Source organism: Thermotoga maritima MSB8, from assembly GCF_000008545.1.
Lineage (GTDB): Bacteria > Thermotogota > Thermotogae > Thermotogales > Thermotogaceae > Thermotoga > Thermotoga maritima.
Genome location: NC_000853.1, coordinates 1634298 through 1649018, shown reverse-complemented (window position 1 = coordinate 1649018; position 14721 = coordinate 1634298). Strand labels below are relative to the sequence as shown.

At 46.6% G+C, this 14721-nt stretch carries 16 protein-coding genes; 15 read left to right on the top strand and 1 reads right to left on the bottom strand.

Annotated features, from left to right (window positions below):
• Positions 1-6 precede the first annotated feature (6 nt).
• From TM_RS08450 to TM_RS08380, 15 genes are all read left to right on the top strand, one after another.
• On the top strand, positions 7-978 hold the full coding sequence (locus TM_RS08450; protein WP_004082174.1) for a M23 family metallopeptidase: 972 nt from the start codon (positions 7-9) through the stop codon (positions 976-978).
• Positions 979-982: 4 nt separating this feature from the next.
• Positions 983-1309: a hypothetical protein gene (locus TM_RS08445; protein ID WP_004082172.1), complete on the top strand. Its 327-nt coding sequence runs from the start codon at positions 983-985 to the stop codon at positions 1307-1309.
• A 73-nt stretch (positions 1310-1382) separates the two neighbouring features.
• A complete protein-coding gene (gene metK, locus TM_RS08440; protein ID WP_004082170.1) occupies positions 1383-2570 on the top strand; it encodes a methionine adenosyltransferase in 1188 nt (395 codons plus the stop codon).
• Between the two features lie 15 nt (positions 2571-2585).
• A complete protein-coding gene (gene rpsT, locus TM_RS08435) occupies positions 2586-2876 on the top strand; it encodes a 30S ribosomal protein S20 (protein ID WP_004082168.1) in 291 nt (96 codons plus the stop codon).
• A gap of 68 nt (positions 2877-2944) precedes the next feature.
• Positions 2945-3607 carry a hypothetical protein gene (locus TM_RS08430; protein WP_004082166.1) on the top strand — a complete coding sequence of 221 codons (663 nt, stop codon included), beginning with the start codon at positions 2945-2947 and terminating at the stop codon, positions 3605-3607.
• A 60-nt stretch (positions 3608-3667) separates the two neighbouring features.
• The gene (locus tag TM_RS08425; protein ID WP_004082164.1) at positions 3668-4387 is read left to right on the top strand and encodes a response regulator transcription factor; all 720 of its coding nucleotides are present in this window, start codon (positions 3668-3670) and stop codon (positions 4385-4387) included.
• A gap of 3 nt (positions 4388-4390) precedes the next feature.
• Positions 4391-5629: a sensor histidine kinase gene (locus tag TM_RS08420; protein WP_004082162.1), complete on the top strand. Its 1239-nt coding sequence runs from the start codon at positions 4391-4393 to the stop codon at positions 5627-5629.
• Positions 5630-5634: 5 nt separating this feature from the next.
• Positions 5635-6939: a pyrimidine-nucleoside phosphorylase gene (locus TM_RS08415; protein ID WP_004082160.1), complete on the top strand. Its 1305-nt coding sequence runs from the start codon at positions 5635-5637 to the stop codon at positions 6937-6939.
• Complete coding sequence (locus tag TM_RS08410) at positions 6936-8597, top strand: phosphodiester glycosidase family protein (RefSeq protein ID WP_004082158.1); 1662 nt, start codon at positions 6936-6938, stop codon at positions 8595-8597. The genes TM_RS08415 and TM_RS08410 overlap by 4 nt, the downstream gene beginning before the upstream one ends.
• The gene (fusA, locus tag TM_RS08405; protein WP_004082156.1) at positions 8597-10648 is read left to right on the top strand and encodes an elongation factor G; all 2052 of its coding nucleotides are present in this window, start codon (positions 8597-8599) and stop codon (positions 10646-10648) included. The genes TM_RS08410 and fusA overlap by 1 nt, the downstream gene beginning before the upstream one ends.
• Position 10649: 1 nt before the next feature.
• Entirely contained in the window at positions 10650-11918 is a 1269-nt protein-coding gene (locus TM_RS08400; protein ID WP_004082154.1) for an alpha-amylase family glycosyl hydrolase, read from the top strand.
• 14 nt (positions 11919-11932) lie between these two features.
• Positions 11933-12214 (top strand): DUF503 domain-containing protein, encoded by a 282-nt coding sequence (locus TM_RS08395; RefSeq protein ID WP_004082152.1) that lies wholly within the window; start codon positions 11933-11935, stop codon positions 12212-12214.
• Entirely contained in the window at positions 12215-12811 is a 597-nt protein-coding gene (gene yqeK / locus TM_RS08390) for a bis(5'-nucleosyl)-tetraphosphatase (symmetrical) YqeK (RefSeq protein WP_004082149.1), read from the top strand. It abuts the gene before it with no gap.
• Positions 12795-13451 (top strand): hypothetical protein, encoded by a 657-nt coding sequence (locus TM_RS08385; RefSeq protein ID WP_004082147.1) that lies wholly within the window; start codon positions 12795-12797, stop codon positions 13449-13451. Before yqeK ends, TM_RS08385 begins: the two co-directional genes overlap by 17 nt.
• Positions 13448-13906 carry a YaaR family protein gene (locus TM_RS08380; protein ID WP_004082145.1) on the top strand — a complete coding sequence of 153 codons (459 nt, stop codon included), beginning with the start codon at positions 13448-13450 and terminating at the stop codon, positions 13904-13906. Before TM_RS08385 ends, TM_RS08380 begins: the two co-directional genes overlap by 4 nt.
• Here the strand turns inward: TM_RS08380 and nadC are convergent.
• Entirely contained in the window at positions 13897-14718 is an 822-nt protein-coding gene (gene nadC / locus TM_RS08375; RefSeq protein WP_008194698.1) for a carboxylating nicotinate-nucleotide diphosphorylase, read from the bottom strand. The two genes, TM_RS08380 and nadC, sit on opposite strands and share 10 nt — an antisense overlap.
• Between the last annotated feature and the right edge of the window lie 3 nt (positions 14719-14721).

The following is a 14721-nucleotide window of genomic DNA, read 5'->3' as shown; positions in this document are numbered from 1 at the left end:
AGAGACGTGAAAAGGTGGTTGCTTTTGATTTCCTTGATGGTGTTCTCCGCGGTTGTGTTTTCGTTCTCCGCACCCGTTGATTCTCCAAGGGTTTCGGCAACTTTCGGTGAGTACAGAGGGAGTGGAAACAGAGGACCTCATTTTCACATGGGAATCGACTTTTCTACGGGATTGAAAGAAGGAGTTCCCATATACGCCTCCGAGAGAGGCTGGCTCGTCAGAATCGAAATAGACGAGGACGATATATACGGCTACACAGTGGTTCTGGAACACGAGAATGGATACAGAACGCTCTACGCCCATCTGAGCAGATTCTCGAAAAAACTGGAAACGGTAGCGAGTTCTTTGAAACAAGAGTTCGGGAATGTGAGGATCGTCGTGAACTTCCCTGAGAAAGAGATCTGGTTCGAAAAAGGTGAAGTCGTCGGATACTCAGGAACCACAGGAGAGGCACCCATTCCCCACGCACACTTCGAGATAAGAGACAGGAACGAGGAAGTTTCCTACGACCCTTCGACTTTCTTGAACCTTCCAAAACCCGTGGATGAGGATATTGTTCTGGAAAAAATAAAGATAGGAGACAGTGTGTACGATTTCGTCGAGGGGAGGACGTACCCGTTCAGTGGAAATTTCCCGGATCTTGCGATCAAAGCCTATTCGAAAGGGTTCAACAACACGTTAGGACTCAAGAAGATCTCACTCCTTTTGGAAGGTGAAGAGATCTATCAGATCTCTTTCGATCAGATTCCCTGGTCCGAGTTCACAAACGTCTGGGGAGTGTACGATAGGAAGTCCGTTTCGGCCGCGTACAGGTTTGAGCTCTGGTACAAATTGTTCCCCGAAACGTTTTCTTCGATGATAAAGGTGAACAAATTTCCCGAATTGGGAAAAGCCCCAGATTTTGCCAAATACACAGTCGTTATTGAAGATATCTGGGGCATGAAGAAGGAATTTTCTTTCTACCTGCAGCGGAGGTGAAATCATGCTCTTTCTGTTTTTTGGAAAGAAAAAGAAAGACCTGAACAAAAACCCGTTTTACAGGGAAAAGGGATCCCTTGTAGTTTACATAAAATGTGACAGGTGTGGGGAAGTCTTCAGAAGTCATCTGAGAACGGGGTACGATTTCATCGTGGATTACGATAACCCGGGCGTTCCTTACAAGATAGACAAGCTCTATGTGGGTTCAAAATGTCCCAACAAGATACATCTTGTTGCGACCTTCACGTCTTCTTATAAACCGGTGTCTGTTTCTCTGGAGGGTGGAACTTTTATAACCCGAGAAGAATTTGAAGAATCGCAAAAACAATGATGTAACCTTTTTTTAAGAAAGATTGTGATAAACTATCAAGGCTGTTATAAGATCAGCGAAAGGAGGATGGGAGATGAGAAGACTTTTCACCAGCGAGAGCGTAACAGAAGGGCATCCGGACAAAATCGCCGACCAGATTTCCGACGCCATACTCGACGCCATGCTCGAGCAGGATCCAAGGAGCAGGGTTGCCGTTGAAACACTCGTAACAACAGGGCTTGTCATCATCGCGGGAGAGGTTACCACCAGAGCTTATGTTGAGATCCCCGATATAGCGAGAAAGACCATTCTGGAGATAGGATACACGAGGGCGAAGTACGGATTCGATGGGGAAACCTGCGGAGTGCTCACCAGCATCCACAGTCAGTCTCCTGACATAGCTCTCGGTGTAGACAAGGCGCTCGAGGTCAAAACAGGAGAGGAAGTGGCTGACGAGTTCGAGGCGCTCGGAGCTGGCGACCAGGGAATCATGTTCGGCTACGCCACCAACGAAACCCCTGAGTACATGCCCCTTCCCATAACTCTCGCCCACAAACTCGCCATGAGACTCGCTGAGGTCAGAAAGAACGGGACTCTTCCTTTCCTCAGGCCAGATGGAAAGACACAGGTGACCATAGAATACGAGGACGACAAACCAGTCCGTGTCGACACAGTGCTTATTTCAACTCAGCACGATCCGGATATCTCCCAGGCAGATCTGAGAGAGGCGATAATAGAACACGTCATAAATCCTGTGATTCCAGAACAGTACAGGGACGACAAAATGAAGATACTGGTGAATCCAACGGGAAGATTTGTTCTTGGAGGTCCCATGGCCGACACGGGGCTCACAGGGAGAAAGATCATCGTTGACACTTACGGTGGTTGGGTACCCCACGGCGGAGGGGCGTTCAGCGGAAAAGATCCCACAAAGGTTGACAGATCGGCTCACTATATGGCAAGATATGTAGCGAAGAACGTTGTGGCTGCAGGTCTTGCGGACAAGTTCCTCATACAGCTTTCTTACGCTATAGGTGTCGCGAAACCCGTTTCCATAATGATCGACACGTATGGAACCGCGAAGGTGGATGAAGACAAACTTCTCAAGGTGATCACTGAACTGTTCGATTTCAGACCGGGTGCGATCATAAAGAAACTGAATCTTTTGAGACCTATTTACAGGAAAACAGCCGCCTACGGTCACTTTGGAAGGAACGAAGAGGAATTCACATGGGAGAAACTCGACATGGTAGATGAGTTGAAAAGAGCTTTCAATATGTAAGGGAGGGATCAAGTAGTGCCGAATATCAAATCTGCAAAGAAAAGGGTCAGAGTTTCTGAAAAGAGAAGACTCAGAAACAAGGCTTACAAGACTTTCTTCAAGAACAGAATAAAAGAGGTTCTCAAAGCTATCGAGAACAAAGAACCGAAAGAAGTCGTTCTTGAACTCACCAGGAAAGCGCAGGCTGCCATAGACAAAGCCGTTTCCAAGGGAGTCATCCACAAGAATCAGGGTGCGAGAAGAAAAGCGAGACTTTTCGAGAAGGTGAACGAATACCTGAGAACTCTCGAAACAACTCAGGAGTGAATTTCTTGCTGTTTTTGAAAGCTGGCCCCCTTGCGGGGCATTTCTGATTTTAAAGGGAGGGATTGTGCGTGGAGGGGTTGATAGGGGATTTCTTCAGGTTGATTATTAAAAACTGGTATTTTTCTCTACCCGCCGCTCTTTTTCTCATGTTCGCTGCCAGGTATGTTGAACACATAGCTTTTGCGGTGATCGGTTTTGTAATCGGTATCAACTTCGTGTTTCCTCTTCTTTCGAATATCGAATTTCTCAAATCCTATCTCACGAATGAGAATGTGAAGGTTGTTGTACTGGTGGCAACAGGTGTTTTAACCGCAGTTGTGCTTTACGTTCTGTACAGATACCTGGTGTTCCTCGCTGCTCTCGTCACCGTGACCTTCGTCGCTTACTACGTTATAAACTTTCTGGTGAGTTCTTTTAACCTTCAAAGTGTTCAGTACATGAACTGGATAACGTTTGGACTTTCCGTTTTCATTGGACTTTTAGCTGGATTGACTGCTTACCGCAAGGAAAAAGAATTTGCGAGAATCCTCTCAGTTGTGGTGGGTGCTGCGATTTTTTCAGTGCTGGTTTTGTTCTACCTTTCCGGACTCTTTGGTGTGGAGTTTAAACCGGAATCTCTCTTTGCGAACAAGATGATGATCTTCTTCTACGTGTCTCTTTTTCTGCTCTTTCTGTTTCTTTCTGCATGGTTCACTTTCAGGAAAAGATCCTATCAAAAAACTAGTTCGTAAATGTTAAAATAGTATAGAAACCAGATCTGAAAGGAGGTGTACCCCCTCGGGGGATCGAAGATGGCGAAAAAGAAGATTCTGGTGGTTGACGACGACCCGGCAATTCTTGAGCTGGTAGGATATAACCTTTCCAAGGAAGGATACGAGGTGCTCAAGGCTTATGATGGAGAGGAAGCACTCAAAATTGCCAACGACGAAGACGTGGACATGTTCATAGTGGATATCATGCTTCCTGGAATCGACGGCTTCGAGCTGGTCAGGAAGATCAGATCCATGGAGAAATACAAGAACACCCCCGTGATCTTCCTGAGCGCAAAGGGAGAAGAATTCGACAAGGTGCTTGGGCTGGAGCTCGGTGCGGACGACTACATCACCAAGCCGTTCAGCGTGAGAGAGCTTCTTGCGAGGGTGAAGGCTATATTCAGAAGGCTTTCCACCGCTACTCAGAGCAAGGAAGAAAGGCCTAAGAAGATCATAGCCAAGGATCTTGAAATCGATGTGGAAAAGTACGAAGTGAAAGTGAGAGGGAAAAAAGTGAACCTCACTCCTCTCGAATTTGAACTGCTCCGATTCCTCGCGGAAAACGAAGGAAAAGTTTTCAGCAGGGATGTTCTTCTGGACAAACTCTGGGGATACGATTACTACGGAGATACGAGAACTGTAGATGTTCACATAAGAAGGCTGAGAACGAAGATAGAAGAAGATCCTTCGAATCCGAAATACATAATCACTGTGAGAGGAAAGGGATACAAATTCAGAGACCCCGGAAAGGAAGACTGATCTATGAGTGTGTTCCTGTTCGTCATAGTAGCCGTTCTATTCGTCCTGCTCTTTCTGGTGTTCAAGAAGCGTCTCTCCGAGTACAAAATTCTCATCGAAAAGCTGTCAGATATGCTGGGGGAAAAGGGTGTTCCCCCACTTTATCTTTTCGAGAGACTGAAAAAGTACGTGGACAATCTGAAAGAAACAATTTCACGTGTCGAAGTGAGCAGAGATAACTTTCTCACGATTTTGAACAGCCTCAGCGAACCCATATTCATTCTGGATCGAGAGGGAAAGATCACATTTTTGAACGAAATTGCCCGTGAACTCGTGCAAGGCAGAATCAACCCCGAAGGAAGACCTTATTATGAAATATTCGAAGATTACTATATAAACGAGATGGTGGAAGAAACAATCAAAAGCGAAGAACCGCAGGAAGGAACTCTCGTTACCTATGTTGGTAACGAGAAGAAATACTTCCACGTGAAGGTGATACCCGTCGAGCTGAAAAGCGGCGACAAAATCTTTGTCATTCTCTTCCATGACGTGACCAAGGAAAGAAAGCTCGACGAGATGAGAAGAGAATTCATAGCCACAGTTTCACACGAACTCAGAACTCCCCTCACCTCCATCCACGGTTATGCGGAAACGCTCCTCGAAGATGATCTGGAGAACAAGGAACTGGTTAAAAGGTTTTTGAAGATCATAGAGGAAGAATCCGCTCGAATGACACGCCTCATCAACGATCTTCTCGATCTTGAGAAAATAGAAGAAAGCGAAGCCAATTTTGAAATGAAAGATGTGGATCTGTGTGAAGTGATAGAATACGTTTACAGAATCATACAACCGATAGCCGAGGAGAACGAAGTGGATCTCATCGTTGAATGTGAGGATGTTGTGGTCAGGGGAAACAAAGAAAGGCTGATCCAGATGCTCCTGAATCTTGTGGACAACGCTGTCAAATACACATCTTTGAAGGAAAAAGGAGAAAAGAAGGTCTGGGTGAGGGCCTACGATACACCGGACTGGGTGGTTGTTGAGGTAGAAGACACGGGACCTGGAATACCCAAGGAAGCCCAGAGCAGAATCTTCGAGAAGTTCTACAGGGTGGATAAAGCGCGTTCCAGAAAGATGGGCGGAACGGGATTGGGTCTCACGATAGTGAAAACGATCGTTGACAAACACGGAGGAAAGATAGAGGTTGAGAGTGAGATCAACCAGGGAACGCTGATGAGGGTGCTCCTGCCGAAAAGAAGGTGAATAAAGTGAGAGCTTACGATGTGATACTCAAGAAGAGAAACGGGGAGAAGCTTTCAAGAGAAGAAATAGAGTTCATGGTTGGTGGATACGTGAAAGGTGAGATTCCAGACTACCAGATGGCAGCTTTTTTGATGGCCGTTTACTTCCGCCATCTCGACGAGGAGGAAACTTACTACTTCACGGAGACGATGATGAGATCGGGAGAGGTACTCGACCTATCGGAAATACCGGGAACGAAGGTGGACAAGCACTCGACGGGGGGAGTCGGTGACAAAACAACCCTGGTCGTCGCACCTCTTGTGGCTTCTGCTGGGGTACCTGTTGCCAAGATGTCTGGAAGGGCCCTTGGTCACACAGGAGGAACCATCGACAAATTGGAGTCGATTCCTGGGTTTCGGACGGAACTTTCCCTTGAAGAATTCATCAAAAACGTCAAAAAATATGGAATAGCGATTGTAGGACAGACGGGGAATCTTGTTCCCGCCGATAAGAAGATATACGCACTCCGCGACGCAACGGCAACCGTTGACGAGATTTCTCTGATCGCTTCCAGTATCATGAGCAAAAAACTCGCCGGTGGGAGCGATGCCTTCGTTTTGGATGTGAAATTCGGAACAGGTGCTTTCATGAAGGGATTCGAAGACGCGAAAAAACTCGCCTTTCTCATGCTCAGAATAGCCCAGCAGCATGGAAAAAAAGCGGTCGCCGTTCTCTCGAATATGGATCAACCCCTCGGAAAAGCCGTTGGAAATTCCTTGGAAGTGATAGAAGCGATAGAAACTCTGAAAGGAAACGGTCCTGAGGATTTGAAGGAACTGTCGCTTACTCTGGGAGCTCTCATGCTGGAACTTGCCGGAGTGGCGGATTTTGAAGAAGGAAAGAAGATCTTGCAGGAAAAGCTCGAAACAGGAGAGGCTCTGGATAAGTTTCGGCTTCTCGTCAAGGCTCAGGGAGGAAACGAAAGAGTGGTGGATGACCCGTGGAGAGTGCTCCCGGTCGCAGAACAGGTGGTGGAATTCTCTGCAGCGAGAGAGGGCTTTGTTTCAAAGATAGACGCGGAGAAAGTGGGTATTGCATCGATGATGCTTGGAGCGGGAAGGAAAAAGAAAGAAGATCGAATCGATCACAGCGTTGGAATCATCGTTGAGAAAAAGCTCGGCGACTCTGTGAAAAAGGGAGAGGCGATAGCGAGACTCTTCGTGTCAGACAGGAGTGATGTTGAAAGCGCTCTGAAACTTCTGAAAGAAGCGTATGTGATCTCTGACTCTCCTTCAGAACCACCCAGAGTTGTTGAAGAGGTGATCAAATGAAGCAAATAATTCTGGTTCTTTTGATCTTCGCAAGTGTCGTTTTTGGTTCCTACCTGATCAGTGGTGGAAAGGCTTTTCCGTTGAGAACCGTCTTCAGTGAAGGGATTTATTATGTGTGCGCTGAGGATCTCGCACCTGCCGGAGTTGGTTACATACATTCGAACGGCTACCACTACATCGTCTACGACAACCACGTGCTCTTCATAAAAGAGCATGAGACGATTTTTGATTTTGTGGAAAAACTCTCCCCTCCGCTCTTCGTAGATGGCCTTCTTTTCGTGCCTATCGATGCCTTAAAAAAGGTGATGGAAGGCTATCAAATGTACACGAAAGGTGAGAAGGTTCTGATCTACGATTCCCTTCCGATCGTGCTTTCAGCGGCGAAGGAAAAAAATGGAGTTACGATAACATACACGGGAACGATCGTTCCTGATATGGTGAGTGTGGAAAAAAGCATGGGAAGAGTCAGAATAAATCTGTCTCCTGTTGTGGTGAGTCTTCCAAATGTTTCTGAAGACATAAAGGTTGAACTTGAGAAAAATGGTCTTTCGTTTATTGTAGATGTGGGAAACTTTTATCCAGACGTGGAGTACTCCATTGGTGATGGGAAACTGCTTTTCCGGTTTCTCCTCGTCGAAGGTTTCTTTGGAAGGCTGGAGGTCGCAGATGGAGTAGTCTTCGAAAGGAAAATCGAAGAATTCGACGAGGGTGAGAAGACGGTTGTCAATTATCTCATAATGGATCCAGAGAAGGTAACGATAAAACCGGTTGTGTCGGAAAACGGTTTTGGGACCATCGAGCGGCTCGACGAAATGGTGAAAAGAGTGGGAGGCATCGCCGGGATAAACGGCAACTACTTCGACCCGGTCACAAAGTTCCCCATCGGTCTTGTTGTGATAGATGGGAAACCGTATTCTGCCATGTTCAGCGGAAGACCGGTTTTTGCCATCACCGAGGACAACGAGGTGTTCATAGGAAGGGTTATAGTGGATGTCACACTCATGGTGAAGGATGTCCTCTTTCTCGTGAAGGGAATAAACACCCTCGGAGAAGGTGAAGTCCTCGTTTACACAAAGGAATTCTCCAAAGAGATACCGAAGAAAGACGACAAAATCTACTTCGTGGTGAAAGACAGCAAAGTATCGCAAATTGGATACAAAAGCCACGCGGAAGATTCTGAGTATGTTGTTTCTATCAGCAAGAAGTACGAAGAATACCTCTCTGATCTCAAAGAAGGAGACGAAGTGTATATATCTCTTCAGCCAAACATTCCGCTGCGCATAAAGCAGGCAGTTGAAGGGGGTCCTCTTCTCATCCAGAACGGTGCTCCGATCCCAGATGCCTGGGAAGAGAAGGCAAGGTACGGTGGTGGAATAGCGTACGCGAAGGCTCCAAGGACGGTTATTGCCACAAAAGATGGAAAGCTTTGGTTTCTCGTCTTCGAAGGTTATAATCATATAACGAGGGGATTGACTTACGATGAACTCGTGGACTTTCTTGTTTCCAGGGGGTTCGAAGACGCCATGTGTGTAGATGGGGGAAGCTCCTCTGTAATGGCAGTGGCTGGCAGTCTCTTCGGCAGGACGGAGAACAGCACAGCCGCGATACCTGTGGGAATCGTAGTCTGGGAGAAAAAGAAGACGGAGGTGGGTAAGTGATGGGAGGACTTCAGAATGTGCGTTCGGCCGCTTTGATAGGGCACAACGGATCGGGTAAATCTCTTCTTCTCGCACAGATTCTTTACAAATCAGGTCTGATCGACAAAGCAGATACAAAGTACGTGGATTACGATCCTGTAGAAGAGGAGAAAGGAGCCAGTTTCTCCTCACACGTGGCGTCCCTTGAATGGAAAGGCAAAAAGGTGTATTTGATAGATACCCCTGGATTCTCGGATTTCATATCGGAGGTTATAAACGGGATTTTCGTTTCTGAAAACATCATCTCCGTGGTGAACGCCGTTGCCGGTGTGGAGATACAGACCGAAAGAACATGGAACATGGCGGATGAGATGAAAAAACCCATCATAGTTTTCGTCAACCAGATGGATAAAGAGAGAGCCAATTTTGAGAATGTGGTGGCAGAACTGAAAGAGAGGTTCTCCAGAAAGATCGTCCCGGTAGTTGTTCCAATCGGTGCGGCTGAAAACTTCGAGGGTGTCGTGGATCTTCTGAAGAAAAAGGCCTACAGGTACGATGGAGATAAAGTTCAAGAAGAAGACATGCCAGAGAGCTTCAACGATATGAGATCAGAAATTCTCGAAGATATCGTGGAACAAGATGAAGAATTGATGATGAGGTATCTCGACGGCGAAGATATCGGATACGACGAACTCATGAGAGTACTCAAAGAAGGTTACAAAAAGGGAGAAATCGTGCCTGTACTTTCGGGATCCGCGTTGAAAGGAATAGGATTGGATCTTCTTCTCGATTATCTGGGAGACATAGGCGTTTCTCCCGAGGAAGCTCCTTCGTACAAGGCACTCCTGGAAGATGGAACGGAGATAGAAGTGAAATTTTCTGAAGAAGAACCGTTCTGCGCCTACATTTTCAAATCCGTGGTTGACCAGTTCGTTGGAAGAATCACTTTCGCCAAGGTTATAGCTGGTGTTCTCAGGCCCGGTGATACCGTCGTGAACGTCCAGAAAGATGTTACAGAGAAGGTTGGACACGTTTATGTTCCTATCCTCAAACAGCAGAAGGAAGTTGAATCCGCTGGTCCCGGTGAGATCGTTGTTCTTCTGAAACTCAAGGAGGGTGCCGTTGGAGAAACACTCGCACACAGAGACAGAAGGGTGAAAATAGTGCCTCCTGCCTTCCCGGAACCCATGTTCTCCAGATCAGTTCATCCAAAATCGAAGTCCGATATCGACAAGATCAGCAGTGGACTTTCAAGGCTTTCGGACTCCGACCCAACGTTCGTGTGGGAATACGATCCTGAAACAGGAGAAACCGTCGTTTCTGGTCTTGGTGCGATGCACCTCGACGTCATGATAGAGAGATTGAAGAAGATCTTCGGTGTCGATGTGGAAGTTGGAAAGCCGAAGATCGCCTACAGAGAGACGATCACGACAACCGCTGTCGCCGAACACAAGCACAAGAAACAGACGGGTGGACACGGTCAGTACGGTCACGTGAAGATACAGCTGGAGCCTCTTCCAAGGGGACAAGGGTACGAATTCGTTGACAAGATCGTTGGTGGAGTGATCCCGAGGAACTTCATACCATCTGTCGATAAGGGTATCAGGGAAGCCATGAAGAAGGGCGTTCTGGCGGGATACCCTGTGACGGATGTCAGAGTCATACTCTTTGATGGTTCTTACCATGAAGTGGACTCTTCGGATATTTCGTTCCAGATAGCCGCTATTCAGGCCTTCAAAAAAGGAATGGAAGCGGCAAAACCCGTCATCCTGGAACCCATAATGGAAGTTGAGGTCTTTGTCCCAGAAGAGAACGCAGGAGACGTGATGGGAGAGATCTCCAGTAGAAGGGGAAGACCCCTTGGAATGGAGCCGTCTGGAAAAGGCATGGTAAAGGTGAAGGCAGAGGTTCCACTCGCTGAGATGCTCGACTTTTCCAGCAAACTTTCTTCCATCACAAGCGGTAGAGGATACTTCACGATGAGGTTCCAGAGGTACGAAATAGTGCCTCCGAACATACAGGAGAAGATCATCGAAGAGAGAAGAAGAGAGATGCAGGAACAGGAGAAGTGAGATGAACTTCAAAAGGCTGATAATATACGAAGCCTTTGCACGCGCTTATCCAGGAGAAAAAGGAAAGAAATTCGATTCTCTCATAAAAGATCTTGAAAGACTAAAAGGAATGGGCATCAACACAGTGTGGTTGATGCCCATTCATCCTACCGGGATAGAAGGAAGAAAGGGCACTCTAGGATCTCCATACGCCATACGCGATTACTACGAGATAGATCCCCTCATAGGAACAAAAGATGACTTCAAGAGATTCGTGAAGAGAGCTCACGAGTTGAACATGTACGTTTTGATGGACATGGTCCTGAACCACGCGGCAGCTGACAACGTCTTAGTCAGGGAACACCCCGAGTGGTTCCTCAGGGATGAAAAGGGAAATCCCACAAGGAAGGTTCCGGACTGGACAGATATAGTCGATTTCGATTATTCGAATGGAGAGCTGAGAAAGTACATGATCAACATGATGAAGTACTGGGTCGAAGAATTCGACGTCGATGGATTCAGATGCGATGTAGCAGGACTTGTCCCACTGGACTTCTGGCTGCAGGCAAGGAAAGAACTCGATCCTGTGAAGAGACTCATCTGGCTTTCTGAAACACACGATCCCTATATGTACCAGGCGTTCGATATCACTTACGACTACGATGGCTACTACAAGTTCAGGGATTTCATAGAAGGAAGAGGCAGTTTGAGGGAGTATGTGGATTTCTTGAGGATGCAGGATCACATGTATCCCAGAGGTTACATAAAGATGAGGTTTCTGGAAAACCACGACCAGCCGAGAATTGCAAAGTTCATCGAAGAGGATTCGCTGGTCCACTGGATAGCGTTTCTTTTCACCTTCAAGGGAGTTCCGCTCGTTCACAACGGACAGGAGTACGGTCTCAAAGAAGACGTGGACATATTCAACGAGTACACGTTACCGTTTCCCATGGAAGAGAACAGAATCTCGATTCTTCACAGAAAACTCGCACACTACAGATACGGAACAAGTGTTTTCAGTGAAGGAGAGATGCTTTTTGTGAAAAACGATCAACCAGAGAAGGTGATATCTTATCTCTGGAGATACGAAAACAGATACATCCTCTGTATGCTGAATCCCCTTCTTGAAAACACAAAAGTAACTCTCGACTTCTCCGGTATCTGGGAAAGCGCGTGTATACATTCGAAGAACGTGTTCAACGATGAGATCGTTCGAGTTCCTGTGAAAAATTCCCGCGCGACTGTTGAGATAGGAAAAGAACCTCTGATACTCTCTTTCGTGCTCTACTGAGAGCGGGTGGTAGAATGAGTGTAGGTGTTGTGAGTCTGAGAGTGAGACTTTTCGGTGTGAGATCTTTGAAAGAAAAAAGAGGAATCCTGAAGAGACTGATGAACGATTTGAGAAAAAAGTACAACATCTCCATCTCTGAAGTAGGAGCGCACGATTCAAAGAGCTTCTTTGAAATAGGAATCGCCATGGTGAACACTGACAGAGCCGTTATTGAGAGAGTTTTCGATTCAATCATCGATTATCTGGATCTTTATCCGGGAATGGAAGTGGAAGAGATCGAAAGAGAGGTGTGGTGAATGGTCGTGATAACGAACGAGCTTGAAAGCATTATGGAGAGGCTTCTTTCGAGAAAAAGGATCAACCACGTGCGATCGGTGGTGGAATTTTCAAGGAAACTGGGAGAAATGTACGGTGCGGATTCAAATAAACTGGAACTTGCAGCTATCTCTCACGATCTCTTCAGAGACGTTCCACCAAGGAAGCTTTTGAAAATGGCCCAAGCTTATGGTCTGAAGATTTCGGAACTGGAGAGAACACACCCCGTTCTTCTGCATGGAAAAGTTGCGGCGGAATTTTTGAAAAGGCGCTTCAATGTGGAAGACGAAGAAGTTCTCAACGCGGTAGCTTATCATACCTCAGGGCATGTGAGCTTCAAAACCGTAGGAAAGATTCTGTTCATAGCCGATTCTCTGGAGTTCACGCGTGACTTTCCAGGGGTGGATGAGCTTCGAAGGATCGCTTTCAGGAACCTGGAGGAAGGATTCTTTCAGGTTTTGAAAAACAAGATCTTTTACGCGGTCGGGAAGAACTACCTGTTGATCCCGGAAACCGTTGAACTGTGGAACAGCATTCTTATGGGAAGAGGAGGTCTTGTCGATGAAGAGGTCGAGTAAAATCGTACTGGTAATTGTGCTGATCGCTGTTGCTCTCTCTGCCGTTTTGTTCCTTTACTACAGATCGTTCCTCACCTCCCCGGATTACAAAGCAGCAGAGGTTCACTATCTCTTCAGAGTGGGAGACAATAGCTACTTCGTGAGAATAGACGATTCGAAGAGAATGGTCTTCGTCGTTTCTTTTCCAAAGGAGTCCTTTGATCCCGAAAGAAGAGAAACGATCATTTCTGAAAGACCTCTGAGCGATCTTGAAAAGATGGAGAACCTTCTTGATGTAAAGGCTGAAAGAGCCTTCTACTCCGTTATGTCTGAGGAAGAGTTTCTAAAACTCTGTCAGGATCTTCTCGGAAAGCAGTGTGAGAGTTTTTCGAACTTCGTTAAAGAGTTCTCTAAAAGAAAACTGAAGTTTTTCGACTTTCTCTTTGTTGGAAGCTGGTTGAAAAAGTTCGGTTTCAACAACCTGAACAGGTTCTCTCTCTACAAGTTCTTTGAGAAGATTTCGAACTACGCCGTAGACGTTTTCGAAGCGCCGACGGTGACGGAAAAGCCCATTGTGATAGAAGTTCAAGGCAAGAAGTACGAGAGACTGTATCTGGACTCGGAGAAACTCAAAGCCATCTCCGAGGAGATGAAAAGGTGAGGATAGATCCTCTCGGTGGGGAGTCTCTGAAGAACCAGGAAGTGAAGGGTAAAAAATCCGGAAAGACTTCCAGAGTTGGTGAGTCGAAGAAAAAGGAGTTTTTCGATATTCTGGAGGATGTGAAAGAAGACCACTTCGAAAAACTGCTCGAGGAAGCTGTGGAAGAAGTGATCGACTCAGGAAACGAGCTCGTGCGCTCCCCCACTCCTTCCAACTTGAAGAGATACAAAAACGCTATAAAGGAGTTCTTGAAACTCATAGAGAAGAAAATCTACAAACTGGCTGGAAGTTTCGATATGAACAGTGGCCGTGCAAGGCTCCACTTGGTAGTCGAAGAAGTGAACGAAAAACTGATGGATCTCACGGAGAAGATCATGAAAAACGAGTGGCAGACCATAAACTTGGCCGCCAGAATAGAAGAGATAAACGGACTGATCCTCAACCTCTACCGCTGAATCTCGAGTGAGAGATCCACAAACACTTCCTGGAGTGTCAGTCTGCTCGAGGAGATCACATCGACTGTTTCAAAGTCGTAGAGAGAAACGTTCTCTTCCGTGATCCCACCGGACACTTCCACGATCACGTTAGGATTGATATCTTTTATTCTCCTGGATATGTCCTTCACTTCTTCGGGAGAGAGATTGTCCAGCATGACAATATCCGCTCCAGCTTCAACCGCTCTCAGTGCATCCTCCAGATTTTCCACTTCGACTTCTATTTTTGTGGTGAAGGGTATTATCTTTCTGACCTCCTGAACAGCCCGTTCGGCACTGCCGTACATCTTCAGATGGTTGTCTTTTATCATCACACATCCGCTCAGATCGAGCCTGTGGGGATCTCCTCCTCCGTGCACCACAGCGATCTTTTGAAGAACTCCCAGACCGGGCAGGATCTTCCTCGTCGCTGCTATCTTTGCGTGTTTAAGTTTTTCGGCGAACCTTCTTGTTGTTGTAGCCACAGAAAACATAACAGAGAGAACGTTGAGGAGAGTTCTCTCCGCGACCAAAAGCTTGTAGGTGTTGCCTTCTATCTCTCCTATCACCCCGGTTCCTTCCAAGTACTCTCCGTCTTCCACGTTAAATTTAGAAAGCAATCCCATTTTTTCCAGGAACATTCGAGAAACCTCTATACCAGAGGCAACCACGTTTTCCGTTTTCAAAAGAAGATGAGCGCCGGCAGTTGTGTTTCGAAGCGGGAAAGAGGCGAGATCGAGTTTTCCCTCATCTTCTTTGACAAAACTCATCAAAAGGTCGAGGATTTTCTCCATCAT

Coding starts and splice junctions, on each gene's coding strand:
- TM_RS08445 (WP_004082172.1), top strand. CDS start 983: ATGCTCTTTCTGTTTTTTGGAAAGAAAAAGAAAGACCTGAACAAAAAC.
- metK (WP_004082170.1), top strand. CDS start 1,383: ATGAGAAGACTTTTCACCAGCGAGAGCGTAACAGAAGGGCATCCGGAC.
- TM_RS08425 (WP_004082164.1), top strand. CDS start 3,668: ATGGCGAAAAAGAAGATTCTGGTGGTTGACGACGACCCGGCAATTCTT.
- TM_RS08420 (WP_004082162.1), top strand. CDS start 4,391: ATGAGTGTGTTCCTGTTCGTCATAGTAGCCGTTCTATTCGTCCTGCTC.
- TM_RS08410 (WP_004082158.1), top strand. CDS start 6,936: ATGAAGCAAATAATTCTGGTTCTTTTGATCTTCGCAAGTGTCGTTTTT.
- fusA (WP_004082156.1), top strand. CDS start 8,597: ATGGGAGGACTTCAGAATGTGCGTTCGGCCGCTTTGATAGGGCACAAC.
- TM_RS08400 (WP_004082154.1), top strand. CDS start 10,650: ATGAACTTCAAAAGGCTGATAATATACGAAGCCTTTGCACGCGCTTAT.
- TM_RS08395 (WP_004082152.1), top strand. CDS start 11,933: ATGAGTGTAGGTGTTGTGAGTCTGAGAGTGAGACTTTTCGGTGTGAGA.
- yqeK (WP_004082149.1), top strand. CDS start 12,215: ATGGTCGTGATAACGAACGAGCTTGAAAGCATTATGGAGAGGCTTCTT.
- TM_RS08385 (WP_004082147.1), top strand. CDS start 12,795: ATGAAGAGGTCGAGTAAAATCGTACTGGTAATTGTGCTGATCGCTGTT.
- nadC (WP_008194698.1), bottom strand. CDS start 14,718: ATGGAGAAAATCCTCGACCTTTTGATGAGTTTTGTCAAAGAAGATGAG.